Below are 23,318 nucleotides of genomic sequence, written 5' to 3' on the forward strand. Positions count from 1 at the left end.
AGTCAGGCTGCGGTAACAACCCGACCAATCAGGCGGAAAGTCTCGTGCTAGAGAGGCCAGCCGTCGTGACCCTGTGGTCAGCGGGCGGCATTATACATAGGTAGCTGGCAATCTGCCGATGGTTCATATGCAACGATTCTCGTCCATTGGTCTAAAGGTCGCAGGGCGGGGTTGGGCAAAGACTCGTTACGAATGCTGGAGTTTGGCGCTTTTCCCTTTGCTTTCAGGCTTGTACGAAACGAGAAGTGCGCGGTGGCGGAACATAGGGTTTGCGTGTTGATTTAACTGGGTTACGCTCGAAGCAAGCCAGATGTTCAATCCAAACAATGGAGTTCAGCATGGGTTACAAGAAGATTCAGGTTCCAGCCGTCGGCGACAAAATCACCGTCAATGCAGACCATTCTCTCAATGTTCCTGATAACCCGATCATCCCCTTCATCGAAGGTGACGGTATTGGTGTCGACATCAGTCCGGTGATGATCAAGGTTGTCGATGCTGCTGTTGAAAAGGCCTACGGCGGCAAGCGCAAGATTTCCTGGATGGAAGTCTACGCCGGGGAAAAGGCCACCCAGGTTTACGATCAGGACACCTGGCTGCCGCAGGAAACTCTCGATGCGGTCAAGGATTACGTCGTGTCCATCAAAGGCCCGCTGACCACTCCAGTCGGTGGCGGCATCCGCTCGCTGAACGTTGCCCTGCGTCAGCAACTCGACCTGTACGTCTGCCTGCGTCCGGTGCGCTGGTTCGAAGGCGTGCCAAGCCCGGTGAAAAAGCCTGGCGATGTCGACATGACCATCTTCCGCGAAAACTCCGAAGACATTTACGCCGGTATCGAGTGGAAGGCCGGTTCGCCGGAAGCCACCAAGGTCATCAAATTCCTTAAAGAAGAAATGGGTGTCACCAAGATCCGTTTCGACGAAAACTGCGGCATTGGCGTCAAACCGGTTTCCCGCGAAGGCACCAAGCGTCTGGCGCGCAAGGCCCTGCAATACGTGGTCGATAACGATCGCGATTCGCTGACCATCGTGCACAAAGGCAACATCATGAAGTTCACCGAAGGTGCCTTCAAGGAATGGGCCTACGAAGTGGCGGCCGAAGAATTCGGCGCAACGCTGCTCGACGGCGGTCCGTGGATGCAGTTCAAGAACCCGAAAACCGGCAAGAACGTTGTGGTCAAGGACGCTATCGCCGACGCCATGCTCCAGCAGATCCTGCTGCGCCCGGCCGAATATGACGTCATCGCTACACTTAACCTGAACGGTGACTACCTGTCCGACGCGCTGGCGGCGGAAGTGGGTGGTATCGGTATCGCGCCGGGCGCCAATCTTTCCGACACCGTGGCAATGTTCGAGGCGACTCACGGTACGGCACCGAAGTACGCTGGCAAGGACCAGGTCAACCCGGGCTCGCTGATCCTCTCGGCCGAGATGATGCTGCGTCACATGGGCTGGACTGAAGCGGCAGACCTGATCATCAAGGGTACTAACGGTGCGATTAGTGCCAAAACTGTTACTTATGATTTCGAGCGTTTGATGGAGGGAGCCAAGCTGGTTTCGTCTTCAGGCTTCGGGGATGCCTTGATTTCGCATATGTAAAAGTCGCAGGCACACAAAAACCGCCTGACTCGATGGATTGAGTCAGGCGGTTTTTTTTGCTCGGCGTATTCAGGCAGGAATCAGTCAGCTCATCGCTGCGCCAACAGCGGCACTTTCAGAAGCCGTGGTTGGTTTGATGATCAGGGGCTTAATGCCTACGGCATGCAGTCCCTTCGGACCCTGCACGATGTCGAAATTCACTTCCTGGCCCGCTTTCAGGGTTTTGTACCCGTCCATTTCGATCGCCGAGAAGTGGGCAAAGAAATCGATGTCCTTGCCATCCTCGTCGCGACCTTCACGGCCATTGGTGTTGATGAAGCCGAACCCCTTGGCATTGTTGAACCATTTCACCTTGCCGACAGCCATGCTCAAATCCCTCTGCAACAGTCTCCATCGCTGGAGTATCATCCAGGACATCCGCAATCGAATTCGTTAAAAGAATTGACTCCGCGGATCTTTTTTACCCACTGTGGGCTCTATTGGTTGTAACACCGTTTTCCCGATAGTCAAGGTGACCGGGCAGTCGGAGTTGAAAACGTGAGCAATCGCCCCCACCACTGTATTTGCACAACTGACGAACCTTTCTTTCCATGCATGCAATCAGCCAGATTCGACTAACATTCAATCAGGATCGCCCGCTTCTCCAAAAGGATCTTCCACAGGAGCACGACGACGATTCGGCAGGCGTTGCTGTTCAGGAAGCAAAGCCTGCGTTACAGGCGCCGCCGATGTACAAGGTGGTTTTGTTTAATGATGACTACACACCGATGGATTTCGTCGTCGAAGTGCTCGAGGTGTTTTTTAACCTGAATCGCGAGCTGGCGACCAAGGTCATGCTGGCCGTCCATACAGAAGGGCGGGCAGTATGTGGAGTGTTTACCCGCGACATCGCCGAGACAAAGGCCATGCAGGTCAACCAGTACGCCAGGGAAAGCCAGCATCCGCTACTCTGTGAAATCGAGAAGGACGGTTAATCGCCGACCACTTGGGTATGAGGTGAAGCTATGTTAAACCGCGAGCTCGAAGTCACCCTCAATCTAGCCTTCAAGGAGGCTCGTTCGAAACGTCATGAATTCATGACCGTCGAACACCTGCTGCTGGCCCTATTGGATAATGAGGCTGCCGCCACCGTTTTGCGTGCCTGCGGCGCAAACCTCGACAAACTCAAGCATGACCTGCAGGAGTTCATCGACTCCACAACGCCATTGATCCCCGTTCATGACGAGGACCGTGAAACCCAGCCAACCCTGGGCTTCCAGCGTGTCCTGCAGCGTGCTGTTTTCCACGTACAGAGCTCGGGCAAACGCGAAGTCACCGGCGCCAACGTGCTGGTTGCAATCTTCAGTGAGCAAGAGAGTCAGGCAGTGTTTCTGCTGAAACAGCAGAGCGTTGCGCGCATTGATGTCGTCAATTACATCGCTCACGGCATTTCCAAAGTGCCTGGGCATGGCGATCACTCTGAAGGTGAACAAGATATGCAGGACGACGAGGGCGGTGAGTCTTCTTCTTCAGGCAATCCTCTGGATGCTTATGCCAGCAACCTCAACGAACTCGCTCGTCAGGGGCGGATCGATCCGCTGGTCGGGCGCGAGTCGGAAGTCGAGCGTGTCGCGCAAATCCTCGCGCGTCGGCGCAAGAACAACCCGCTGCTGGTCGGCGAGGCAGGCGTAGGTAAAACCGCGATTGCCGAAGGCCTGGCCAAGCGCATTGTCGACAATCAGGTGCCGGATCTGCTGGCCAATGCGGTTGTCTACTCGCTCGATCTTGGCGCTCTGCTCGCAGGCACCAAATATCGCGGCGATTTCGAGAAGCGCTTCAAGGCGCTGCTCAATGAACTGAAAAAACGTCCGCAGGCGATCCTGTTCATCGACGAAATCCACACCATTATTGGTGCGGGCGCTGCGTCCGGTGGCGTGATGGATGCATCCAACCTGCTCAAGCCGCTGCTGTCGTCTGGCGACATTCGTTGCATCGGTTCGACCACTTTCCAGGAATTTCGCGGTATCTTCGAGAAAGATCGTGCCTTGGCGCGTCGTTTCCAGAAGGTCGATGTCGTCGAGCCGTCGGTGGAAGACACCATCGGTATCCTGCGTGGCCTGAAAGGGCGTTTCGAGCAGCACCACAACATCGAATATAGCGATGAGTCGTTGCGTGCCGCCGCCGAGCTGGCGTCGCGCTATATCAACGACCGGCACATGCCGGACAAGGCCATCGATGTGATCGACGAGGCGGGCGCCTACCAGCGTCTGCAGCCGGTCGAGATGCGCGTCAAGCGTATCGAAGTGCCGCAGGTCGAAGACATTGTGGCGAAGATCGCACGGATTCCACCGAAACACGTCACCAGTTCCGACAAGGAGCTGCTGCGTAATCTGGAGCGCGATCTGAAGCTCACGGTGTTTGGCCAGGACGCGGCGATCGATTCGCTATCGACCGCGATCAAACTGTCCCGTGCCGGGCTCAAGTCGCCCGACAAACCGGTCGGTTCGTTCCTGTTCGCAGGGCCTACCGGTGTCGGCAAGACCGAGGCCGCGCGCCAATTGGCCAAGGCGCTGGGCATCGAGCTGGTGCGTTTCGACATGTCCGAATACATGGAGCGTCACACCGTATCGCGTTTGATCGGTGCGCCTCCGGGTTATGTCGGCTTTGATCAGGGCGGTCTGTTGACCGAAGCGATCACCAAGCAGCCACATTGCGTATTGCTGCTCGACGAAATCGAGAAGGCGCATCCGGAAGTCTTCAATCTGCTGCTGCAGGTCATGGACCACGGTACGCTGACCGATAACAACGGGCGCAAGGCGGACTTCCGCAACGTGATCGTGATCATGACCACCAACGCCGGTGCCGAAACGGCCGCGCGGGCTTCGATCGGTTTCACCCATCAGGACCACTCGTCCGATGCGATGGAGGTGATCAAGAAGAGCTTCACGCCGGAATTCCGTAACCGTCTGGACACCATTATCCAGTTTGGTCGCCTCAGCCATGAGGTCATCAAAAGTGTGGTGGACAAGTTCCTTACCGAGCTTCAGGCGCAGCTGGAAGACAAGCGCGTGTTGCTGGAAGTGACCGATGCGGCGCGCAGTTGGCTCGCGGCGGGTGGTTACGACTCGGCAATGGGCGCACGGCCGATGGCGCGTTTGATTCAGGACAAGATCAAGCGTCCGCTGGCAGAGGAGATTCTGTTTGGTGAGCTGGCCGAGCATGGCGGTGTGGTGCACATCGACATCAAGGACGGGGAACTGACGTTCGACTTCGAAACTACCGCGGAAATGGCCTGACGGCCTTGGATCACGAGGGCGCCTTCGGGCGCCTTTTTGTTATTTGTCGTTTGGGGGTTTTGGGTGAATATCCGTTGCTTCGGTAGCGGCCACTGACGGTTTCGCCTGACGGCGACTTACTTTTTTACAAGCGCCTAAAAAAGTAAGCAAAAAACGCTAGCTCCTGCGTTCGGCCCTCGCAGGCTCGGGTTCCTTCGTTACGGGATCGATCCGGGCGCAGCGGCTCCGGTTTGCTTCGCTGCACCTCCTTCCGCTGTGTCTGGCTGCGCCAGACGGTCGCTGCGCTCCCACGCCCGGATCAATCCCTCCACTCAGCCTTCCGACGTCGCCCGTGGATCAAGATCAAAAGCCTTACTCGAGCTAACGCTCATTGTGTTGAGTGGTGAAAAGCGGCTGCGGTTCGCTTTTGATTTTCTGTAGGAGTGAGCCTGCTCGCGATGGCGGCCAGCCGGCCAACATATTTCTACCAGATACAAACGATCCAACTGTAGGAGCTGCCGAAGGCTGCGATCTTTTGCTCTGCCTTCTGCTTCTGCTTCTGCTTTTGCTCTGGCTTTTGACCTTTCGCCCCTTCGGCAGGCTTCGTTACGGGATCGACCCGGGCGTGGGAGCGCAGCGACCGTACGACGAAGTCGTACACAGTGAGAGGAGGTGCAGCGAAGCAAACCGGAGACGCTGCGCCCGGATCGATCCCGTAACGAAGGAACCCCGAGCCCCAGCGAGCGGGCCGAACGCCGGGGCAAAGCCTTTTGGGTTACCTTTTCGGCGTTTGGAAAAGGTGACCCGCCGTAAGGGCGGAACCCTGAGCAGCCGTTACCGCAGCAACGGATATACACCCAACACTCAAGCCAAAACCCAAATCGCACATACAAAAACGCCCGGCATAACCCGGGCGTTCTGTATTGACTTGATTAACGAGCGCGGTAAGTGATCCGCCCTTTGCTCAAATCATAGGGCGTCAGCTCGACGCGCACTTTGTCACCGGTAAGAATACGAATGTAGTTCTTGCGCATCTTGCCGGAAATATGCGCGGTTACGACGTGCCCATTTTCCAACTCCACACGAAACATGGTGTTGGGCAGGGTGTCGACGACAGTGCCTTCCATTTCGAAGCTGTCTTCTTTCGACATGCAGTAAAGCCCTCGGTATCCAATGAATGGCCCGGTGCAACTGCGCCAGGCAAAAGCGGCGTGCATTGTGCCCGAAAAATGGGGTTTACGCCAAGGGGTTTAGGCGGTGGGATTAGTTGAAGACGACCCAGCGCTGATTAATCAGCAGTTCGATGGGCCGATATTGCGTCTTGTAATTCATCTTTTTGCAATTCTTGATCCAGTAACCGAGGTAGACCGCTTCGAGGCCAAGGCGCTGGCTCTCACCGATCTGCCAGAGGATGGCGAAACGGCCAAGGCTGCGACGTTCTTCCTCGGGTTCGTAAAAGGTATACACCGCCGACAAACCGTTCGGCAGCAAATCGGTCACCGCCACCGCGAGTAGCCGTCCGTCGAGTCGGAACTCATAGAAGCGCGAGAAGGGCAGGTCGCGCACCAGAAAAGTCGAGAATTGATCGCGGCTCGGTGGGTACATATCGCCGTCGGCGTGACGTTGTTCGATATAGCGCTGGTACAGGTCGAAATACTCTTCGCTGAACTGAGGCTTGGCCGGGCGTACCTGCAAATCGGCGTTGCGTTTGAAAATACGCTTCTGCTGACGATTGGGACTGAACTGCGCGACCGGAATGCGCGCAGGCACGCAGGCATTGCAATTCTGGCAATGCGGCCGGTACAAATGGTCGCCACTGCGACGAAAGCCCATCTCCGACAGGTCTGCGTAGACATGCACATCCATGGGCTGACTGGGATCGAGAAACAGGGTCGTGGCCTGCTCCTCGGGCAGATAACTGCAAGAGTGAGGCTGAGTGGCATAGAACTTCAACCGCGCCAACTCGGTCATGATCAACCCTCGGGATAAGCTGGTGAATTAAGTGTAAGCCACGCGCGCGAAAGTCGCTCAGCAAACCCAGGTCGCGCGATTGGGTTGATCCAGGTGTCGGGCCAGATAGTCGGCGAATTCCTGGCGCGGAATCGCCCGGGCGCCGAGACTGTGCAGATGATCGGTTGGCATCTGGCAATCGATTAGCACGAATCCGGAGTCCTTCAAGTGCTGCACCAGCGTGGCAAAGCCATATTTCGAGGCGTTGTCGGCGCGACTGAACATGGATTCACCGAAAAACAACTGGCCCATCGCCAGGCCGTACAGGCCGCCGACCAGTTCGCCCTGATCGCGGACCTCGACCGAATGGGCAAAGCCGCGTCGGTGCAATTCAACGTAAGCGTCCTGCATGGCCTGGGTGATCCAGGTGCCGTCGGCGTAATCCCGTGGCGCGGCGCAGGCGCGGATCACGGCCTCGAAATCCTGATCGAAGGTCACCTGGTAACGCTGCTTGCGCAGCAATTTGCCGAGACTGCGCGAAACGTGCAGTTCGTCGGGAAACAGCACCGTACGCGGATTCGGCGACCACCACAAAATCGGCTGGCCTTCTGAGAACCACGGAAAGCAACCATGGCGATAAGCTTGTATCAGCCGATCGGCGGACAGGTCGCCACCCGCGGCGAGCAGGCCGTTGGGGTCGCGCATGGCTTTTTCCAGTGGCGGAAAAGTCAGTGAATTACGTTGTAACCAAGTCAGCATGGCATCCAGGCTTTGCAGAAGGGGAGGGCGGTCAGGGGCGTTTTGGGCCCGCGAACAAGTGTGCCGCGAATCGCCCGAGATGTCCTGCATGCAAGCCTGCCTGCACCTGCATCGTGGTGCAACTCGGGGTGTCGGCTGTGGTCGTAAGCGATCATCGGGTGTGTGCCGATTCAGCGTGGCAAGCAGGACGCGGTCGCAGGCTTCGCTACGTTCATCAAATACACCTCATAAGCCTTTGTCACAAAAGACAATGCATGATCAAATTGGACCGCAGTTTGTGTACGCTTGGCTATGCTCAACACTGGGCTGCAAGCATGGTAACGCTCGTACAAACCCGTACAATGCCGGGCTGTTACAGATATTTGCTGCGCGCCGCGCCTATCGCTGTGTTTATAAAAGCCGCCGCACAGTGTTAAAAGTAGTCTCGGTTGTGCCCGTTTACTTTTTACCTGCCTGGATTGGGCAGTTTTTTGTCATTCAATAGATGGACGCGCCTCGGGCGCAGGAAAAGAAGCGTTTTGAAGAAATCCACCGAAGCACCAAAAACAGTCGTTCCGCTCTGGCGTCAGCAACTGCACTACCGGCTCAAGGAAGGTGCATTGATCGCCATCGGCGCGTTGTGTCTGTTCCTGATGATGGCCTTGCTGACCTACGGCAAGGACGATCCAGGCTGGAGTCATAACAGCAAGATCGACGACGTACAGAATTTCGGCGGCCCGGCGGGTTCCTACAGTGCCGATATCCTGTTCATGGTGCTCGGTTACTTCGCCTACATCTTTCCGCTTTTGCTGGCGATCAAGGCCTATCAGATCTTCCGTCAGCGCCACGAGCCATGGCAGTGGAGCGGCTGGCTGTTCTCCTGGCGGCTGATCGGCCTGGTATTTCTGGTGCTGTCCGGGGCTGCGCTGGCCCACATCCATTTCCATGCCGCGACCGGTCTGCCCGCCGGCGCCGGTGGGGCGCTGGGCGAAAGCCTAGGCGACCTGGCGAAGAATGCGCTGAATATTCAGGGCAGCACGTTGCTGTTCATTGCGCTGTTCCTGTTCGGCCTGACGGTGTTCACCGATCTGTCATGGTTCAAGGTGATGGACATCACCGGCAAGATCACGCTCGACCTGTTCGAATTGTTCCAGAGCGCGCTCAACCGCTGGTGGACGGCGCGCACCGAGCGCAAACAATTGGTCGCGCAATTGCGTGAGGTCGATGACCGCGTGCACGATGTGGTCGCGCCGACCGTTACCGACAAGCGTGAGCAGGCCAAGGTCAAGGAACGCCTGATCGAGCGTGAGCAAGCCCTGAGCAAGCACATGTCCGATCGCGAGAAGCAGGTCCCGCCGGTCATTGCGCCGGCCCCGGCCAAAGCCCCCGAGCCAAGCAAGCGCGTGCAGAAAGAGAAGCAGGCGCCGTTGTTTGTCGACAGCGCCGTCGAAGGCACCTTGCCGCCGATCTCGATCCTTGATCCTGCGGAAAAGAAACAGCTCAACTATTCGCCGGAATCCCTGGCTGCGGTCGGCCATTTGCTCGAAATCAAGCTCAAGGAGTTTGGCGTCGAGGTCACCGTGGATTCGATCCACCCGGGCCCGGTGATTACCCGTTACGAAATTCAGCCTGCCGCCGGCGTCAAGGTCAGCCGTATCGCCAACCTGGCAAAAGACCTTGCGCGATCGCTGGCAGTGACCAGTGTGCGGGTCGTTGAAGTGATCCCGGGCAAGACCACCGTCGGTATTGAAATTCCCAACGAAGACCGGCAGATCGTGCGCTTCTCCGAAGTGCTGTCGACGCCGGAGTACGACAACTTCAAGTCGCCGGTCACCCTGGCGCTGGGCCACGACATTGGCGGCAAACCGGTGATTACCGACCTGGCGAAGATGCCGCACCTGCTGGTGGCGGGTACGACCGGTTCCGGTAAGTCGGTGGGCGTGAACGCGATGATCCTGTCGATCCTGTTCAAGTCCGGCCCGGAAGACGCCAAGCTGATCATGATCGACCCGAAGATGCTCGAACTGTCGATTTATGAAGGCATTCCGCACCTGCTGTGTCCGGTGGTGACCGACATGAAGGATGCCGCCAACGCCTTGCGCTGGAGCGTCGCCGAGATGGAACGGCGTTATAAATTGATGGCGAAGATGGGCGTGCGTAACCTGTCCGGCTTCAACGCCAAGGTCAAGGAAGCGCAGGATGCCGGCGAGCCATTGAGCGATCCGTTGTACAAGCGCGAAAGCATCCACGACGAAGCGCCACTGCTGCAGAAACTGCCGACCATTGTTGTGGTGGTCGATGAATTTGCCGACATGATGATGATCGTCGGTAAAAAGGTTGAAGAGCTGATCGCCCGTATTGCGCAGAAGGCCCGTGCGGCCGGGATTCACTTGATTCTAGCGACCCAGCGGCCGTCGGTGGACGTGATCACCGGTCTGATCAAGGCCAACATCCCGACCCGTATGGCGTTCCAGGTATCGAGCAAGATCGACTCGCGGACCATTATCGACCAGGGCGGCGCCGAGCAGTTGCTCGGTCACGGTGACATGCTCTACATGCCGCCGGGCACCAGCCTGCCGATCCGGGTTCACGGTGCGTTCGTTTCCGACGATGAAGTGCATCGTGTGGTTGAAGCCTGGAAACTGCGCGGCGCGCCGGAATACAACGACGACATCCTCAACGGTGTCGAAGAGGCAGGCAGCGGCTTTGAAGGCAGCAGCGGTGGCGGCGACGGCGATGATCCTGAAGCCGATGCGCTGTATGACGAGGCGGTGCAGTTCGTGCTGGAAAGCCGTCGCGCCTCGATTTCCGCTGTCCAGCGCAAGTTGAAGATCGGCTACAACCGCGCCGCACGGATGATCGAAGCCATGGAAATGGCCGGGGTCGTCACCTCGATGAACACCAATGGTTCGCGCGAAGTCCTGGCGCCAGGCCCGGTGCGCGACTGATTTGCCAAGCAAGCGGCGGGACAATGAGGTTCCGCCACTCTCCCACGAGTATTCAAGAGGACTCCCATGCGTCTTATCCGCATGCTGTTGCCAGTACTGGCGCTGACCGCGCTCACCGCTCACGCCGATGAAAAAGACGTAGCCCGTCTGACCCAATTGCTGGAAACATCCAAGACCCTGAGCGCGAACTTCTCGCAGCTGACCCTCGACGGCAGCGGCACGCAATTGCAGGAAACCACTGGCAACATGACCCTGCAGCGTCCGGGCCTGTTTTACTGGCACACCAACGCCCCGGCCGAGCAGACCATGGTCTCCGATGGCAAGAAAGTCACCCTGTGGGACCCGGACCTGGAACAGGCGACCATCAAGAAGCTCGACGAGCGCCTGACCCAGACCCCGGCATTGCTGCTCTCCGGCGACGTGTCGAAGATCAGCCAGAGCTTTGACATCAGCGCGAAAGAGGCGGGCGGCGTGATCGATTTCACCCTCAAGCCGAAGACCAAGGACACCTTGTTCGACAACCTGCGCCTGTCGTTTCGCAACGGTCTGCTCAATGACATGCAACTGATTGACAGCGTTGGCCAACGCACCAATATCCTGTTCACCGGGGTGAAAGCCAACGAAGCTGTACCGGCATCGAAGTTCAAGTTCGACATCCCCAAGGGTGCCGACGTCATCCAGGAATAAACCCCAGCCCCTTGTGTCAGGGCCTTTGTGGTGTGGGCCTGCTATTGAGGGGCTATTGTGGCGAGGGGATTTATCCCCGTTCGGCTGCGCAGCAGTCGTCGCTTTTGGGGCCGCTTCGCAGCCCAACGGGGATAAATCCCCTCGCCACAGAGTTTTGCACAGTATTCGAAAAATTCGAGGTTTCAACGCTACGTGATGGATCTGTTTCGCAGTGCACCGATAGCCCAGCCGCTGGCCGCGCGTTTGCGTGCGGCCAATCTGGATGAGTACGTCGGTCAGGAGCATGTACTCGCTCGCGGCAAGCCTCTGCGCGAGGCGCTGGAGCAGGGTGCCCTGCATTCGATGATCTTCTGGGGACCGCCGGGTGTGGGCAAGACTACACTTGCGCGGTTGCTCGCGGAAGTTTCCGACGCACACTTCGAAACGGTCTCGGCGGTGCTCGCCGGGGTCAAGGAAATCCGTCAGGCCGTTGAAATCGCCAAACAGCAGGCCGGCCAGTACGGCAAGCGCACGATTCTGTTCGTCGACGAGGTGCACCGCTTCAACAAGTCGCAGCAGGACGCGTTCCTGCCTTATGTTGAAGACGGCACGCTGATCTTCATCGGCGCCACCACCGAAAACCCTTCGTTCGAATTGAACAACGCGCTGCTGTCGCGCGCGCGTGTCTACGTGCTGAAAAGCCTCGACGAAGCGGCGTTGCGCAAACTGGTGCACCGCGCGCTCACTGAAGAGCGCGGCCTGGGCAAGCGCAACCTGACGCTCAACGACGAAGGCTTCCAGATGCTGCTGTCAGCCGCCGATGGCGATGGCCGGCGCCTGCTCAACCTGCTGGAAAACGCCTCGGACCTGGCCGAAGACAACAGCGAAATCGGCACCGAGCTGCTGCAAAGTCTGCTCGGCGACACCCGGCGGCGTTTCGACAAGGGCGGCGAAGCGTTCTATGACCAGATCTCGGCGCTGCACAAATCGGTACGTGGCTCCAATCCCGACGGTGCGTTGTACTGGTTTGCGCGGATGATCGACGGCGGTTGCGATCCGCTGTACCTGGCCCGGCGCGTGGTGCGCATGGCCAGCGAAGACATCGGCAACGCTGACCCGCGCGCACTGAGTCTGTGCCTGGCGGCGTGGGAAGTGCAGGAGCGTCTCGGCAGTCCGGAAGGTGAACTGGCCGTGGCGCAGGCCATCACCTATCTGGCCTGCGCGCCGAAAAGCAACGCGGTGTACATGGGCTTCAAAACCGCCCTGCGTGCCGCCGCCGAACACGGCTCGCTGGAGGTGCCGCTGCACTTGCGCAACGCGCCGACCAAACTGATGAAGCAATTGGGTTACGGTGACGAATACCGTTATGCCCACGACGAACCGGATGCCTACGCCGCCGGTGAAGATTATTTCCCGGAAGAACTCGAGCCGATCCCGTTCTACCAACCGGTGCCGCGTGGCCTGGAACTGAAAATCGGCGAGAAGCTCAACCACCTTGCCCAACTCGACCGTTTAAGCCCTCGACAGCGGAGAAAATAGTGCTTCCATTGATCGTTGCGGTGTCGGTCGGCGGCGTGGCCGGCACCTTGTTGCGCTTCGCCACTGGCAATTGGGTCAGCGCCAATTGGCCGCGGCACTTCTATACCGCGACGCTGGCCGTTAATATCGTGGGCTGTCTGCTGATTGGCGTGTTGTACGGCCTGTTTTTGATACGCCCGGAGGTGCCGATCGAGGTGCGTGCCGGGTTGATGGTCGGCTTCCTTGGGGGGCTGACAACTTTTTCATCCTTTTCACTGGATACGGTGCGCCTGCTCGAAAGCGGGCAGGTGTTGCTGGCCCTGGGCTACGCGGCACTCAGCGTATTCGGCGGGCTGCTCGCGACGTGGGCCGGCCTGTCCCTGACCAAACTTTGATAACGAGAAACCGACATGCTCGATTCCAAACTGTTACGTAGCAACCTTCAGGACGTAGCGGACCGCCTGGCTTCCCGTGGCTATGCCCTGGACACCGCGCGCATCGAAGCGCTGGAAGAACAGCGCAAGACCGTCCAGACCCGCACCGAAGCACTGCAGGCTGAGCGTAACGCGCGTTCCAAATCCATCGGTCAGGCCAAGCAGCGCGGCGAAGACATCGCGCCGTTGATGGCGGACGTCGAGCGCATGGCGGGCGAGCTGAGCGCCGGTAAAGTCGAGCTGGACGCGATCCAGACCGAACTGGATTCGATCCTGCTCGGTATTCCGAACTTGCCGCACGAGTCGGTGCCGGTCGGCAAAGACGAAGACGACAACGTCGAAGTGCGCCGCTGGGGCACCCCGACTCAATTCGATTTCGAAGTGAAAGACCACGTCGCCCTGGGCGAGAAGTTCGGCTGGCTGGACTTCGAGACTGCCGCCAAGCTGTCCGGCGCCCGCTTTGCTCTGCTGCGTGGCCCGATCGCCCGTCTGCACCGTGCACTGGCGCAGTTCATGATCAACCTGCACGTCAACGAACATGGCTATGAAGAGGCCTACACGCCTTATCTGGTGCAAGCCCCGGCACTGCAAGGCACTGGCCAGTTGCCGAAGTTCGAAGAAGACCTGTTCAAGATCGCTCGCGAAGGCGAAGCCGATCTGTACCTGATCCCGACTGCCGAAGTGTCGCTGACCAACATTGTCGCCGGCGAAATCGTCGATTCGAAACTGCTGCCGATCAAGTTCGTCGCCCACACCCCGTGCTTCCGCAGCGAAGCCGGTGCGTCGGGTCGCGACACTCGCGGCATGATCCGCCAGCACCAGTTCGACAAGGTTGAAATGGTCCAGATCGTCGAGCCGTCGCAATCGATGGAAGCGCTGGAAGGCCTGACCGCCAACGCCGAAAAAGTCCTGCAACTGCTCGGTCTGCCTTACCGCACCCTGGCCTTGTGCACGGGCGACATGGGCTTCAGCGCGGTCAAGACCTACGACCTGGAAGTGTGGATTCCGAGCCAGGACAAGTACCGCGAAATTTCCTCGTGCTCCAACTGCGGCGACTTCCAGGCCCGTCGCATGCAGGCGCGCTTCCGCAACCCGGAAACCGGCAAGCCGGAACTGGTGCACACCTTGAACGGGTCCGGCCTGGCGGTCGGCCGTACCCTGGTTGCCGTGCTGGAAAACTATCAGCAGGCCGACGGTTCGATCCGCGTCCCGGACGTGCTCAAGCCGTACATGGGCGGCCTTGAGGTCATCGGTTAAATGAAATATCTGCCGCTGTTTCACAACCTGCGCGGCAGTCGTGTGTTGGTTGTCGGCGGGGGGGAGATTGCCTTGCGCAAATCCCGCCTGCTGGCCGATGCCGGTGCGCTGCTGCGGGTGGTCGCACCTGAAATCGAAACGCAACTGCGCGAACTGGTCGTCGCCTCCGCTGGCGAGTGCCTGTTGCGCGGTTACGTGGAGGCGGATCTGGACGGTTGCGCGCTGATCATCGCCGCCACCGACGATGAAACGCTTAACGCACAGGTTTCCAGTGATGCGCATCGACGTTGCGTGCCGGTGAACGTGGTCGATGCGCCGCAGTTGTGCAGCGTGATCTTCCCGGCAATTGTCGACCGCTCGCCGTTGATCATTGCAGTGTCCAGCGGCGGCGATGCGCCGGTGCTGGCGCGTCTGATTCGCGCCAAGATCGAAACCTGGATTCCCTCGACCTACGGTCAACTGGCCGGACTTGCCGCGCGTTTTCGCAACCAGGTGAAAACCCTGTTTCCGGATGTGCAGCAGCGCCGTGGCTTCTGGGAGGATGTGTTTCAGGGGCCGATCGCCGATCGGCAACTGGCCGGGCAGGGCGCCGAGGCCGAACGCCTGTTGCAAGCCAAGGTGGATGGCGAACCCATGGTCACCACCGGCGAGGTTTATCTGGTCGGTGCCGGGCCGGGCGATCCGGATCTGTTGACCTTTCGTGCGCTGCGTTTGATGCAGCAAGCCGATGTAGTGCTGTACGACCGCCTGGTGGCGCCGGCGATTCTGGAGTTGTGCCGTCGTGACGCCGAGCGCGTGTACGTCGGCAAACGTCGTTCCGAACACGCCGTGCCGCAAGATCAGATCAACCAGCAATTGGTCGACCTGGCCAAGGCCGGCAAACGCGTGGTGCGGTTGAAGGGCGGTGATCCGTTCATCTTCGGTCGTGGCGGCGAAGAGATCGAAGAACTGGCGGCCCACGGCATTCCGTTCCAGGTGGTGCCGGGAATCACGGCGGCCAGCGGTTGCGCGGCGTATGCCGGGATTCCGTTGACCCATCGCGATCATGCGCAGTCCGTGCGGTTTGTCACCGGCCATTTGAAGGACGGCTCAACCGATCTGCCATGGGCCGACCTTGTGGCTCCGGCGCAGACGCTGGTGTTCTACATGGGCCTGGTGGGCTTGCCGATCATCTGCGAGCAGTTGATCAAGCATGGCCGTTCCGCGGATACCCCGGCGGCCCTGATTCAGCAAGGCACCACGGTCAATCAGCGAGTATTCACCGGCACGCTGGCCGACCTGCCGCGACTGGTGGCGGAGCATGAAGTGCATGCGCCGACGCTTGTGATCGTTGGGGAAGTGGTGCAGCTGCGCGAGAAACTGGCGTGGTTTGAAGGGGCTCAGGCGCAGGTCTGAGGACCGAGTCGCTGCCCTTCGCGAGCAGGCTCGCTCCTACAATTGGAATGCGTTCCCCTTGTAGGAGTGAGCTTGCTCGCGATGGGCCTTTGAAATTTACCCACGCCCCGGATCAACCCCGGTGCCAAACCCCTTGCCCAATCAACCGCGCCCGATCATGCGCCACGGTGAAATCCTGCTCCGGCCCCTTCGGCACCACCCCGGTCGGGTTGATGGTCTTGTGGCTACCGTAGTAGTGATGCTTGATGTGCTGGAAATCTACCGTCTCGGCAATCCCTGGCCACTGATACATTTCGCGCAGCCAGTTCGACAAGTTCGGATAGTCGGCAATGCGCCGCAGGTTGCACTTGAAGTGCCCGTGATACACGGCGTCAAAGCGAATCATGGTGGTGAACAAGCGCACATCGGCCTCAGTCAGGTATTCCCCGCTCAGGTAACGATTGGCGCCCAGCAGTTGCTCCAGATGATCCAGCTCGGCGAACACTTCATCGAAGGCTTGTTCATAGGCCTGCTGAGAGGTGGCGAAGCCGGCACGGTAAACACCGTTGTTAACCGCCGGATAGATCCTCTCGTTCAGCGCGTCTATCTCGTTGCGTAACGGCGCCGGGTAGAAATCCAGATCATTGCCCGTGAGACCATCGAACGCGCTGTTGAACATGCGGATGATCTCCGCCGATTCATTGCTGACGATGCGCTTGAGCTTTTTGTCCCACAGCACCGGCACCGTGACGCGGCCAGTGTAGTCAGGCGTGTCAGCGGTGTAACGCTCGTGCATGAAGTCGAAACCGTCGAGACGGTCGCCGCTCGAGCCCAGCGCCTTGTCGAAGGTCCAGCCGTTTTCCAGCATCAACCAACTGACCACGGATACGTCGATCAGGCTTTCCAGACCTTTGAGTTTGCGCAGGATCAGCGTGCGGTGCGCCCAAGGGCAGGCGAGGGACACGTAGAGGTGGTAGCGCCCCGCTTCGGCGGCGAAACCGCCTTCGCCGCTCGGCCCGGCCTGACCGTCAGCAGTCACCCAGTTGCGGCGTTGCGCCTGTTCGCGCTGGAACGCGCCGTCCTTGCTGCTTTCATACCACTTGTCCTGCCAGTGGCCATCGACGAGTAAACCCATGATCAAGACTCCGTAAACCGATAATCGTTGGAGCCGAGTCTATTCCGATGAGTTCGAACAAAAAGCGCAAAGATCGGGCGTTAATGATCGGTTAGATCGATGTGTTGCGTGCCGCCCAATACTGCTCGGCGGTTGCAAAGGCCAGTTCACGATCCTGACCGAGGCCGCGCAGGGCGAGGGCCATGGTCGCAATCAAGGCCATTTGCGGGTAGCTGTCGACGACATCGCCGCGCCACACGGCTTTCAACTGTTCGATGTCCAGCGATGCGGGTTTGACGTGGCGTTGCGCTGACAACTGTGGCCATTCTTCATCCCAGCTCTGACCGCCGCGGGTGCCGTAGAGATGGCTGGTAGCGTCCGGGTTGATTTCGATTTCGCCGCCATCACCCTTGACCACAATTGCCGTATCGCCGAGCAGACCGCTGGCATCACGATGCACCGCCTGGTAGCCGGGGTGGAAAATGCTTTGCAGCCCGCAGCGTGCACCCAGCGGATTAAGAATCCGCGCCAGCGAGTGGATCGGCGAGCGCAGGCCCAGGGTATTGCGCAGGTCGATCATTTTCTGCAACGGCGGTGCCCAATCCACCAGCGGCATAAAGGCCAGACCGCCGTTATCCAGCGCGGTACCGACCTGTTGCCAGTTGCGGCACAACGGGATGTTCAACGCGCCGAGCAATTGCTCGCTGTAAAGCCGTCCGGCCGTGTGCGCGCCGCCACCGTGCATGAAGATACGCACGCCGTTCTGCGCCAGGCACTTGGCCGCCAGTAGATACCACGGCAGATGGCGTTTCTTGCCGGCGTAGGTCGGCCAGTCGAGATCGACGTTCAGCGCCGGCGCCTGCAAGCGTTCGCGCAGGGCTTCGGTGAAACCGGCCATTTCCTCGGCACTTTCTTCCTTGTGCCGCAGCAGCATCAGAAAGGCGCCGAGCTGGGTGTCCTCGACCTTGTCGTCGAGCACCATGCCCATGGCTTCCCGCGCTTCGGCTCGGGTCAGGTCGCGGGCACCGCGCTTGCCCTTGCCAAGAATGCGCACGAACTGCGCGAACGGGTGTTCGGCGGGTGTGTCGAGGGTCAGCGCTGGATAGTCGGTCATAGGCAATTCGTCGGTTTGGGCAGGCCCGCCAGTTTCGCGGCGAGTTTGGCAGGGGTGCCTTTGAACAGTCGGTTAAGGTGCAGGCTGTTGCCTTTGTCCGGACCGAGCTTCAGCGCGGTGTACTTGATCAGCGGCCGCGTGGCCGGCGACAGCTGGAATTCTTCGTAGAAGCTGCGCAGCAGTTCGAGGACTTCCCAGTGTTCGGGCGTCAGCTCAAGGTCTTCGGCAGCGGCGAGGGCGCTGGCGACCTCGGCCGACCAGTCGCTCAGTTCGACAAGAAAGCCGTCCTTGTCGAGTTCGATGCTACGGCCGCCTACGGTCATGCGATTCATAGCCAACTGTTGACCTTGTCGTGATGGATCGACAGTGCGACGAAGGTCGCGTAGTCGATGGCTTCCGCCCAGTCGGGAATCTCGATGGCGCGAGCCTGGGCATCTTCGGCCAGGACGTAGCGTTTGCGCGCACAGGCTTGCAGCGCGGCGAATGGCGCCGTGCCCGGTTGCAACGCATAGGCTGCGTCACCGCATAGCAGCAATGCATCCGCGCTGCCGATGACACGCAGGCAACTGTTCAAGCGATCATCGCCGAACGGGGAATGGGACAACACATGCAAAGTCGACATCAGAGGGTGATCACCTGGTCGTAACGGTCAATAAGGGCGGTGATTTGCTCGGTGGTCAGCGGCTGTGCTTCGTCCAGCGACCGTTTTCCAAGTCCACGAGCATTGCCGCTTTCGGCGCAATAGAACAGCTCCTCGACACCAAACATCGGCAGCGCTTGCAGATTGGCGCTGAGGTCCTTCTGTTGCAGGGCCTTGGCGTTCTGACCGGCGGCCAGTTGCAGCACGCCATCATCGAGAAACAGCACGCCGATCGGCAGATCGAAGGCGCCGCCGGCCAGCACGATATCCAGCGCTTCGCGAGCGCCAGGGCCGGACCACGGCGACTGTCGGCTGATGATCAGCAGGGACTTGGCCATCTTATGCACCTCCAAAGCAGATCAGGCGATCAGCGTCTTGCACGGCGTCGTGCAGTTGGCCGAGGCCCGACAATTCCCACGGCGCGCTGAGTGAAATCGCCTCGCGCTGGTAACGCTTGGCTTCTTCTTCATTCAATACACCACGGCGCAAAGCGGCGGCGATGCACACCACACCGTCCAGCTTCTGCTCGCTGATAAAACTGCGCCACTGCTTGGGCAAGTCCAGCTCGTCCTGCGGCGTTACCACTGCATCGCAGGCGTTGAAGACGCCGTCCTGATAAAAGAACAGCCGGACAATCTCATGCCCCCCGGCCAGCGCGGCCTGGGCAAACAGCAGGGCACGGCGCGAGGAGGGCGCATGGGCGGCGGAAAACAGCGCAATGGCGAATTTCATGACGGACTCGATCAGCAAAACTGCGGGCATGATAAAGCTTTATCAGTCGCGCCGCGAAATCCAGGTTGCCTATGACCCATTAGCGTGGGGTGGGGCCTACGGGGTGATGCCGTACAAGTCGCAATATTCGAGCCAGTCCATCCCCGCCATCTCCGCCACTTCCCGGTGTACCTCAAGACGCTGCGCCTGATATTCCTCAGGCGAATCAGCCGTCAGTTGCAGCGTCAGCTCCCAGGCAAACAATCCCTGACTCTCCGCTTCGGCTTCAAACGCTTCATGCAGTCGTTCTTCGCGGTATTGCGCCTGGGTTTCTCCCTTGGCCTGGGCCAGCAGCGGATTGAGATGATCGAGGGTTTCGCGCAGTTCGGGGTGCGCGTCGAGAAACAGTTTCAGCGCGTGTTCATGTCGCTGGTCGCTAGGCGCCATGTATTTTCCTCGTGGGACCGGTGGCCGTATAAAAACAGTAAAGCAGAACGAATTCTCGCTTTGCAGTGCTACAGTCCGCTTTTTTCTGAATGAGCAAATGCAATGCGAATGCTGATGGTAGCGCTGGTGACGGTCCTGCTGGCCGGTTGCGCAGGTTCGGTGATGGACGATGCTCGCACCAAGAGCCCCTACAAGGTGTTGACCTCGGACAAGCCTGAGAAAGTCGTCGCCCAGTGCGTACAGTTCGGCTGGCAGGACGAAGCGGTATTTGGCGTCGATGCGGCGGCCTATCTGGAACCGCGCAAGCCGGGCGGCACGACGGTGTATACGCGTTCGGCAGAATCGTTTGTCGATGTGATCACCGAGGCATCCGGCACAACGTTGAACTACTACGCCCAGCAGGATGATTTCGTCGCCAAGCGGCGTTTGGCGGCTCTGGCAACCTGTCTCTGATCAGGTGCTGAAGCGGCTGGCGCTTTTCGCGAGCAGGCTCGCTCCCACATAGGTGAATGCCACAGAACCTGTGGAGCGAGCCTGCTCGCGAAGGCGGCGGAACATATCAATCGATAAGCCGCTTCTGGAAAAAATGCCGCTTGTGCCCCGGTGGGTAGTCAACGATCTCTCCGAACTGGCTGAAGCCCAACTTCTTGTAGAATTCCGGAGCCTGAAAGTCGAAGGTATCGAGCCAGATTCCGTAGCAATTCTTGTCTTTGGCCAATGCTTCTGCCTGTGCCATCAACTGGGAGCCAATCCCCTGTCCGCGACCTTGTTCCGGCACTGACAACAAATCGATGAACATCCAGCGCAAAGTCACTCGCCCGTACAAACCGCCCAGTATCGCGCCATACTCATCTTTGACCATCAAGGCGAACGGCTCGGTTTTCGATATTCCGGTCTTCGCATCGTTGTATTCAATCAATGGTTGGAGAATGGCTTGGCGCTGTTCTTCGGTAGGGCTCTGCGTCAACTCGATACGCAAATTCATGCATGACTTCCTTGTGTAATTGAAGGCCCAGCCTACCGTGTTCGGGCAGGTGGCTCCAAGCCCCTCGATAAACAAGCGGAACCGTCAATCAAGCGCCGCGGTCTAGCTTTTACCGCGTCTTTCCCTGAGCGCGATTGATGAGGAAACCCCCTTGAATATTTTTGAATCCCTGCGCGAAAGCCACGAGCGCCAGCGCAGTTACGCCAAGGCGCTGATCGCGACCAGCGGCGACAGCCCTGAACGGGTCGAAGCCTACAAACAGCTGAAAGCTGAACTGCAAGCGCACGAAACCGCAGAAGAGCGGCACTTCTACATTCCGTTGATGGAAATCGACGAAGGCGTTGATCTGAGCCGCCACGCCATTGCCGAGCATCATGAAATGGACGAGATGATGGAAGAACTCGACGAAACCGAGATGTCGAGCGCGGCATGGTTGGCCACGGCAAAAAAGCTGTCGGACAAGGTCCATCATCACCTTGAGGAGGAAGAGCATAAATTCTTCCAGATGGCCGGCAAGCTGCTCGACGAAAAACAGAAAGTGCAACTCGCCGGGCAGTACGAAAAGGAATATCAGGCAAAACTGGCTTGAATCAATCAGGCGCGATTTCATCAATTCAACGTGTACGCGATTAGCTACATAACGAGTGCGAAGTCGCCGAAGTAGCTGGTTATCCATCCAGTATTTTCGGCGATCTGCCTTTCCGGCCGATCAACCTGCGACAAAAGCGCCGATGGACAAAAAAACTGCCTCCGTTAGCTTGAAGGCCTCTCCTCGGGAAGGAGAGTTCTTAAATCAACGGAGTGAAAAACATGAATCAGGCAATTGCACAGACCCAACTGAAACACGGTCGCGTTATTTCGCCAGCGAGTCGCGGCGCAGTGGCCATTGACCTCGGCTTGCTCGGCGGTTGGCAAGTCAACGAAATGGAAGGTGGCAAGAACTTTCCGGCGTTGGCGGCCGGACCGTTCCCGCAGCCCTTCGACACAGACGCTGACAGCGTCGCGCCGCCAGCCGACGGCTACATTCTCAGCGGCGGCAAGACCGATGCACGCGATTGCGTGAACTACACCCATACCGAGATGAGCACCAAGCTCGCTCGCCCGTTCACCTGGCCGCTGCTTAACGTCGATCCGGGCCAGATCTTCAAGGTCAGCTGGGTCTACACCGCACCGCACACCACCCGCGGATATCGTTGGCTGATCACCAAGGATGGCTGGGATCCACAGCAACGCATTACCCGCGCGCAACTGGAAGCGGCACCCTTCTTCGAGGACTTCTATCCCCAAGTGCCGTATTACAGCCATGCGGACGAACTGAAGGCCAAAGTCGACCACGAAGTGAAACTGCCTGCGAACAAGAAGGGGCATCACGTCATTGTGCTGATGTGGATCGTCGCCAATACCGGGAATGCGTTTTATCAGGCGTTTGATGTGGATTTTAAATAGTGACGCTGCTTCCTAGCCTGACTGTTCCGAATCATTGGAGCATGTAGCGCTGGTTAGTTGCAGATACAAGCCCGGTAGCGCTGCCGGGCTTTTTTAAACCTTCAAACTGACATTGTGTCCGGGTTACAGCGGATTTTGCAGAGAGGTAAGCCATTTTTTGTAGTAATCTTGTTGTTCTTTCAAGTTTTTAGATAAATTTTCATCTTCATAGGCGAATATTTGCACGATGTCATCAAAAGTTGCAGGTTTGCCCCATTTTAATTCATAGGCAATAGCACCGCCGCTCATTTGAGAGCACATTCTTGATGGGGTTACATTAAGCTTGGCACCCTTGCATAAAAATACAATATCAGGATGGTCCTCGCGGATTTTTGCCAAGCATAGATATAGGTCGTTGGCCTCATATCGCTTTTTAAACCCATTAGTCATGAGAAGTTTTATGAGTCCATGGGCAGCGTCATATCTAAGGATGGCTTGCTCCTTGGCTCCATTGACTATTAGGGTGATTTGAGTTTGATCCATTGTTAATCTCTGTTTGGGTTAGGTATGGAGTAACCAACGTAGCTCCCATCCTTATTTAAGGGGGTCGCGCCTATTATGTCTCCTGTATGTATACTTCCCGGTATTGCGATCTCGGTTTCGTCTGCGAAAGGAGCTAAATTTCCAAGCTCTTTATTTACGTCAATGCCTAAAATTTTTCGAAGTGTGTAAAGGTAGCCTTTTCTTGTTTTGCCGTTGGTACCAAATCCAATAGCGGTCAGTTTTGATGGTGAAGTACTAATAAAGTAGCTCGGCGGATTATTACTGTCCATGGCGTGAAGTAATAAGTCGGTGCTTTCACCTTTTCGTTTGAAGCCATTCTCAAAGATTTCTTTAAAGTGCTTTTTATCTCCTCTATAAAGATAATCTTTTTCTTGCTTGAGAGACGGAACATTTGCTTCGCCCTCATCAACCTTGGCGCCAGTAACATCACCGGGCACCGCGCACCCAGGCTTATTCGGCGGCGGACAACTGGACGTCAACCCCAACGGATCCACCCACCCCGTCGGGTTCGGCACGTACTGGTACTGATTCAACCCACCGGCCAGCTTCACCGGATCCGGGGTCAGATACCTTCCCAACCTCGG

Annotated in this window: 26 protein-coding genes; 12 read left to right on the forward strand and 14 right to left on the reverse strand. The window is 58.2% G+C overall.

Features of this window, described 5'->3' with window-relative positions:
• The first annotated feature begins 338 nt into the window (after nucleotides 1-338).
• The gene (gene icd / locus HU765_RS22205; protein ID WP_186622986.1) at nucleotides 339-1,595 is read left to right on the forward strand and encodes an NADP-dependent isocitrate dehydrogenase; all 1,257 of its coding nucleotides are present in this window, start codon (nucleotides 339-341) and stop codon (nucleotides 1,593-1,595) included.
• 84 nt (nucleotides 1,596-1,679) lie between these two features.
• On the opposite strand, the gene HU765_RS22210 is transcribed toward icd, so the two are convergent.
• Complete coding sequence (locus HU765_RS22210; protein WP_186622987.1) at nucleotides 1,680-1,961, reverse strand: cold shock domain-containing protein; 282 nt, start codon at nucleotides 1,959-1,961, stop codon at nucleotides 1,680-1,682.
• A 224-nt stretch (nucleotides 1,962-2,185) separates the two neighbouring features.
• On the opposite strand from HU765_RS22210, the gene clpS reads away from it, so the two are divergent.
• Together clpS and clpA are read left to right on the forward strand one after the other, a co-directional pair.
• Complete coding sequence (gene clpS, locus HU765_RS22215; protein WP_011334948.1) at nucleotides 2,186-2,569, forward strand: ATP-dependent Clp protease adapter ClpS; 384 nt, start codon at nucleotides 2,186-2,188, stop codon at nucleotides 2,567-2,569.
• 30 nt (nucleotides 2,570-2,599) lie between these two features.
• Complete coding sequence (gene clpA, locus HU765_RS22220; RefSeq protein ID WP_016775266.1) at nucleotides 2,600-4,870, forward strand: ATP-dependent Clp protease ATP-binding subunit ClpA; 2,271 nt, start codon at nucleotides 2,600-2,602, stop codon at nucleotides 4,868-4,870.
• 911 nt (nucleotides 4,871-5,781) lie between these two features.
• Here the strand turns inward: clpA and infA are convergent.
• The 3 genes from infA to aat all read right to left on the reverse strand — a co-directional run bounded on the left by infA (nucleotide 5,782) and on the right by aat (nucleotide 7,558).
• Entirely contained in the window at nucleotides 5,782-6,000 is a 219-nt protein-coding gene (gene infA / locus HU765_RS22225; RefSeq protein WP_002553999.1) for a translation initiation factor IF-1, read from the reverse strand.
• Nucleotides 6,001-6,112: 112 nt separating this feature from the next.
• Entirely contained in the window at nucleotides 6,113-6,820 is a 708-nt protein-coding gene (locus HU765_RS22230; protein WP_186622988.1) for an arginyltransferase, read from the reverse strand.
• A gap of 57 nt (nucleotides 6,821-6,877) precedes the next feature.
• A complete protein-coding gene (gene aat, locus HU765_RS22235) occupies nucleotides 6,878-7,558 on the reverse strand; it encodes a leucyl/phenylalanyl-tRNA--protein transferase (RefSeq protein WP_186622989.1) in 681 nt (226 codons plus the stop codon).
• A gap of 518 nt (nucleotides 7,559-8,076) precedes the next feature.
• Here aat and HU765_RS22240 point away from each other — a divergent pair.
• The 6 genes from HU765_RS22240 to cysG all read left to right on the forward strand — a co-directional run bounded on the left by HU765_RS22240 (nucleotide 8,077) and on the right by cysG (nucleotide 15,755).
• Nucleotides 8,077-10,485, forward strand: a complete 2,409-nt coding sequence (locus HU765_RS22240; protein WP_186551818.1) for a DNA translocase FtsK — start codon at nucleotides 8,077-8,079, stop codon at nucleotides 10,483-10,485.
• Nucleotides 10,486-10,551: 66 nt separating this feature from the next.
• Complete coding sequence (lolA, locus tag HU765_RS22245; RefSeq protein ID WP_186551819.1) at nucleotides 10,552-11,172, forward strand: outer membrane lipoprotein chaperone LolA; 621 nt, start codon at nucleotides 10,552-10,554, stop codon at nucleotides 11,170-11,172.
• A gap of 195 nt (nucleotides 11,173-11,367) precedes the next feature.
• Nucleotides 11,368-12,690, forward strand: a complete 1,323-nt coding sequence (locus HU765_RS22250; protein WP_186551820.1) for a replication-associated recombination protein A — start codon at nucleotides 11,368-11,370, stop codon at nucleotides 12,688-12,690.
• On the forward strand, nucleotides 12,690-13,064 hold the full coding sequence (gene crcB, locus HU765_RS22255; RefSeq protein WP_186551821.1) for a fluoride efflux transporter CrcB: 375 nt from the start codon (nucleotides 12,690-12,692) through the stop codon (nucleotides 13,062-13,064). The genes HU765_RS22250 and crcB overlap by 1 nt, the downstream gene beginning before the upstream one ends.
• A gap of 15 nt (nucleotides 13,065-13,079) precedes the next feature.
• On the forward strand, nucleotides 13,080-14,360 hold the full coding sequence (gene serS, locus HU765_RS22260) for a serine--tRNA ligase (protein ID WP_186622990.1): 1,281 nt from the start codon (nucleotides 13,080-13,082) through the stop codon (nucleotides 14,358-14,360).
• Nucleotides 14,361-15,755: a siroheme synthase CysG gene (cysG, locus tag HU765_RS22265; RefSeq protein ID WP_186622991.1), complete on the forward strand. Its 1,395-nt coding sequence runs from the start codon at nucleotides 14,361-14,363 to the stop codon at nucleotides 15,753-15,755.
• 112 nt (nucleotides 15,756-15,867) lie between these two features.
• Here cysG and HU765_RS22270 read toward each other — a convergent pair whose 3' ends face one another.
• The 7 genes from HU765_RS22270 to HU765_RS22300 form a co-directional block, all read right to left on the reverse strand.
• Entirely contained in the window at nucleotides 15,868-16,869 is a 1,002-nt protein-coding gene (locus HU765_RS22270; RefSeq protein WP_186622992.1) for a glutathione S-transferase family protein, read from the reverse strand.
• A gap of 91 nt (nucleotides 16,870-16,960) precedes the next feature.
• Nucleotides 16,961-17,962, reverse strand: a complete 1,002-nt coding sequence (locus HU765_RS22275; protein WP_186622993.1) for a glycosyl transferase family protein — start codon at nucleotides 17,960-17,962, stop codon at nucleotides 16,961-16,963.
• On the reverse strand, nucleotides 17,959-18,294 hold the full coding sequence (locus HU765_RS22280) for a TusE/DsrC/DsvC family sulfur relay protein (protein WP_186622995.1): 336 nt from the start codon (nucleotides 18,292-18,294) through the stop codon (nucleotides 17,959-17,961). The genes HU765_RS22275 and HU765_RS22280 overlap by 4 nt, the downstream gene beginning before the upstream one ends.
• Nucleotides 18,291-18,584 (reverse strand): sulfurtransferase complex subunit TusB, encoded by a 294-nt coding sequence (tusB, locus tag HU765_RS22285; protein ID WP_186622997.1) that lies wholly within the window; start codon nucleotides 18,582-18,584, stop codon nucleotides 18,291-18,293. The genes HU765_RS22280 and tusB overlap by 4 nt, the downstream gene beginning before the upstream one ends.
• The gene (gene tusC, locus HU765_RS22290; protein ID WP_186622999.1) at nucleotides 18,584-18,940 is read right to left on the reverse strand and encodes a sulfurtransferase complex subunit TusC; all 357 of its coding nucleotides are present in this window, start codon (nucleotides 18,938-18,940) and stop codon (nucleotides 18,584-18,586) included. Before tusC ends, tusB begins: the two co-directional genes overlap by 1 nt.
• 1 nt (nucleotide 18,941) lies before the next feature.
• A complete protein-coding gene (gene tusD / locus HU765_RS22295; protein ID WP_186623001.1) occupies nucleotides 18,942-19,334 on the reverse strand; it encodes a sulfurtransferase complex subunit TusD in 393 nt (130 codons plus the stop codon).
• 96 nt (nucleotides 19,335-19,430) lie between these two features.
• Nucleotides 19,431-19,760, reverse strand: coding sequence for a DUF6388 family protein (locus tag HU765_RS22300; RefSeq protein ID WP_186623003.1), 330 nt, complete (start codon nucleotides 19,758-19,760; stop codon nucleotides 19,431-19,433).
• A gap of 102 nt (nucleotides 19,761-19,862) precedes the next feature.
• Between HU765_RS22300 and HU765_RS22305 the strand changes: the two genes are divergently transcribed.
• Nucleotides 19,863-20,213 carry a hypothetical protein gene (locus HU765_RS22305; RefSeq protein ID WP_186623005.1) on the forward strand — a complete coding sequence of 117 codons (351 nt, stop codon included), beginning with the start codon at nucleotides 19,863-19,865 and terminating at the stop codon, nucleotides 20,211-20,213.
• A 106-nt stretch (nucleotides 20,214-20,319) separates the two neighbouring features.
• Here HU765_RS22305 and HU765_RS22310 read toward each other — a convergent pair whose 3' ends face one another.
• Nucleotides 20,320-20,745, reverse strand: coding sequence for a GNAT family N-acetyltransferase (locus HU765_RS22310; RefSeq protein WP_186623007.1), 426 nt, complete (start codon nucleotides 20,743-20,745; stop codon nucleotides 20,320-20,322).
• A gap of 151 nt (nucleotides 20,746-20,896) precedes the next feature.
• Between HU765_RS22310 and HU765_RS22315 the strand changes: the two genes are divergently transcribed.
• Nucleotides 20,897-21,334, forward strand: coding sequence for a hemerythrin domain-containing protein (locus HU765_RS22315; protein ID WP_186623015.1), 438 nt, complete (start codon nucleotides 20,897-20,899; stop codon nucleotides 21,332-21,334).
• Nucleotides 21,335-21,555: 221 nt separating this feature from the next.
• A complete protein-coding gene (locus tag HU765_RS22320) occupies nucleotides 21,556-22,191 on the forward strand; it encodes a lytic polysaccharide monooxygenase auxiliary activity family 9 protein (RefSeq protein ID WP_186623017.1) in 636 nt (211 codons plus the stop codon).
• Between the two features lie 123 nt (nucleotides 22,192-22,314).
• Here the strand turns inward: HU765_RS22320 and HU765_RS22325 are convergent, their stop codons facing one another.
• Together HU765_RS22325 and HU765_RS22330 are read right to left on the reverse strand one after the other, a co-directional pair.
• Nucleotides 22,315-22,713, reverse strand: a complete 399-nt coding sequence (locus HU765_RS22325) for a hypothetical protein (RefSeq protein ID WP_186623019.1) — start codon at nucleotides 22,711-22,713, stop codon at nucleotides 22,315-22,317.
• Between the two features lie 2 nt (nucleotides 22,714-22,715).
• Nucleotides 22,716-23,318: RHS repeat-associated core domain-containing protein (locus tag HU765_RS22330; protein WP_276569401.1), on the reverse strand; the 603-nt coding region annotated here is incomplete at its 5' end.

The organism is Pseudomonas sp. SWRI81, from assembly GCF_014268545.1.
In the GTDB taxonomy this organism is placed as follows: Bacteria; Pseudomonadota; Gammaproteobacteria; order Pseudomonadales; family Pseudomonadaceae; genus Aquipseudomonas; species Aquipseudomonas hamedanensis.

What these genes read in the sequence shown, in the direction of transcription:
- icd (WP_186622986.1), top strand. Translation starts at nt 339, where the DNA reads ATGGGTTACAAGAAGATTCAGGTTCCAGCCGTCGGCGACAAAATCACC.
- HU765_RS22210 (WP_186622987.1), bottom strand. Translation starts at nt 1,961, where the DNA reads ATGGCTGTCGGCAAGGTGAAATGGTTCAACAATGCCAAGGGGTTCGGC.
- clpS (WP_011334948.1), top strand. Translation starts at nt 2,186, where the DNA reads ATGCATGCAATCAGCCAGATTCGACTAACATTCAATCAGGATCGCCCG.
- clpA (WP_016775266.1), top strand. Translation starts at nt 2,600, where the DNA reads ATGTTAAACCGCGAGCTCGAAGTCACCCTCAATCTAGCCTTCAAGGAG.
- infA (WP_002553999.1), bottom strand. Translation starts at nt 6,000, where the DNA reads ATGTCGAAAGAAGACAGCTTCGAAATGGAAGGCACTGTCGTCGACACC.
- HU765_RS22230 (WP_186622988.1), bottom strand. Translation starts at nt 6,820, where the DNA reads ATGACCGAGTTGGCGCGGTTGAAGTTCTATGCCACTCAGCCTCACTCT.
- aat (WP_186622989.1), bottom strand. Translation starts at nt 7,558, where the DNA reads ATGCTGACTTGGTTACAACGTAATTCACTGACTTTTCCGCCACTGGAA.
- lolA (WP_186551819.1), top strand. Translation starts at nt 10,552, where the DNA reads ATGCGTCTTATCCGCATGCTGTTGCCAGTACTGGCGCTGACCGCGCTC.
- HU765_RS22250 (WP_186551820.1), top strand. Translation starts at nt 11,368, where the DNA reads ATGGATCTGTTTCGCAGTGCACCGATAGCCCAGCCGCTGGCCGCGCGT.
- serS (WP_186622990.1), top strand. Translation starts at nt 13,080, where the DNA reads ATGCTCGATTCCAAACTGTTACGTAGCAACCTTCAGGACGTAGCGGAC.
- cysG (WP_186622991.1), top strand. Translation starts at nt 14,361, where the DNA reads ATGAAATATCTGCCGCTGTTTCACAACCTGCGCGGCAGTCGTGTGTTG.
- HU765_RS22270 (WP_186622992.1), bottom strand. Translation starts at nt 16,869, where the DNA reads ATGGGTTTACTCGTCGATGGCCACTGGCAGGACAAGTGGTATGAAAGC.
- HU765_RS22275 (WP_186622993.1), bottom strand. Translation starts at nt 17,962, where the DNA reads ATGACCGACTATCCAGCGCTGACCCTCGACACACCCGCCGAACACCCG.
- HU765_RS22280 (WP_186622995.1), bottom strand. Translation starts at nt 18,294, where the DNA reads ATGAATCGCATGACCGTAGGCGGCCGTAGCATCGAACTCGACAAGGAC.
- tusB (WP_186622997.1), bottom strand. Translation starts at nt 18,584, where the DNA reads ATGTCGACTTTGCATGTGTTGTCCCATTCCCCGTTCGGCGATGATCGC.
- tusC (WP_186622999.1), bottom strand. Translation starts at nt 18,940, where the DNA reads ATGGCCAAGTCCCTGCTGATCATCAGCCGACAGTCGCCGTGGTCCGGC.
- tusD (WP_186623001.1), bottom strand. Translation starts at nt 19,334, where the DNA reads ATGAAATTCGCCATTGCGCTGTTTTCCGCCGCCCATGCGCCCTCCTCG.
- HU765_RS22300 (WP_186623003.1), bottom strand. Translation starts at nt 19,760, where the DNA reads ATGGCGCCTAGCGACCAGCGACATGAACACGCGCTGAAACTGTTTCTC.
- HU765_RS22305 (WP_186623005.1), top strand. Translation starts at nt 19,863, where the DNA reads ATGCGAATGCTGATGGTAGCGCTGGTGACGGTCCTGCTGGCCGGTTGC.
- HU765_RS22310 (WP_186623007.1), bottom strand. Translation starts at nt 20,745, where the DNA reads ATGAATTTGCGTATCGAGTTGACGCAGAGCCCTACCGAAGAACAGCGC.
- HU765_RS22320 (WP_186623017.1), top strand. Translation starts at nt 21,556, where the DNA reads ATGAATCAGGCAATTGCACAGACCCAACTGAAACACGGTCGCGTTATT.
- HU765_RS22325 (WP_186623019.1), bottom strand. Translation starts at nt 22,713, where the DNA reads ATGGATCAAACTCAAATCACCCTAATAGTCAATGGAGCCAAGGAGCAA.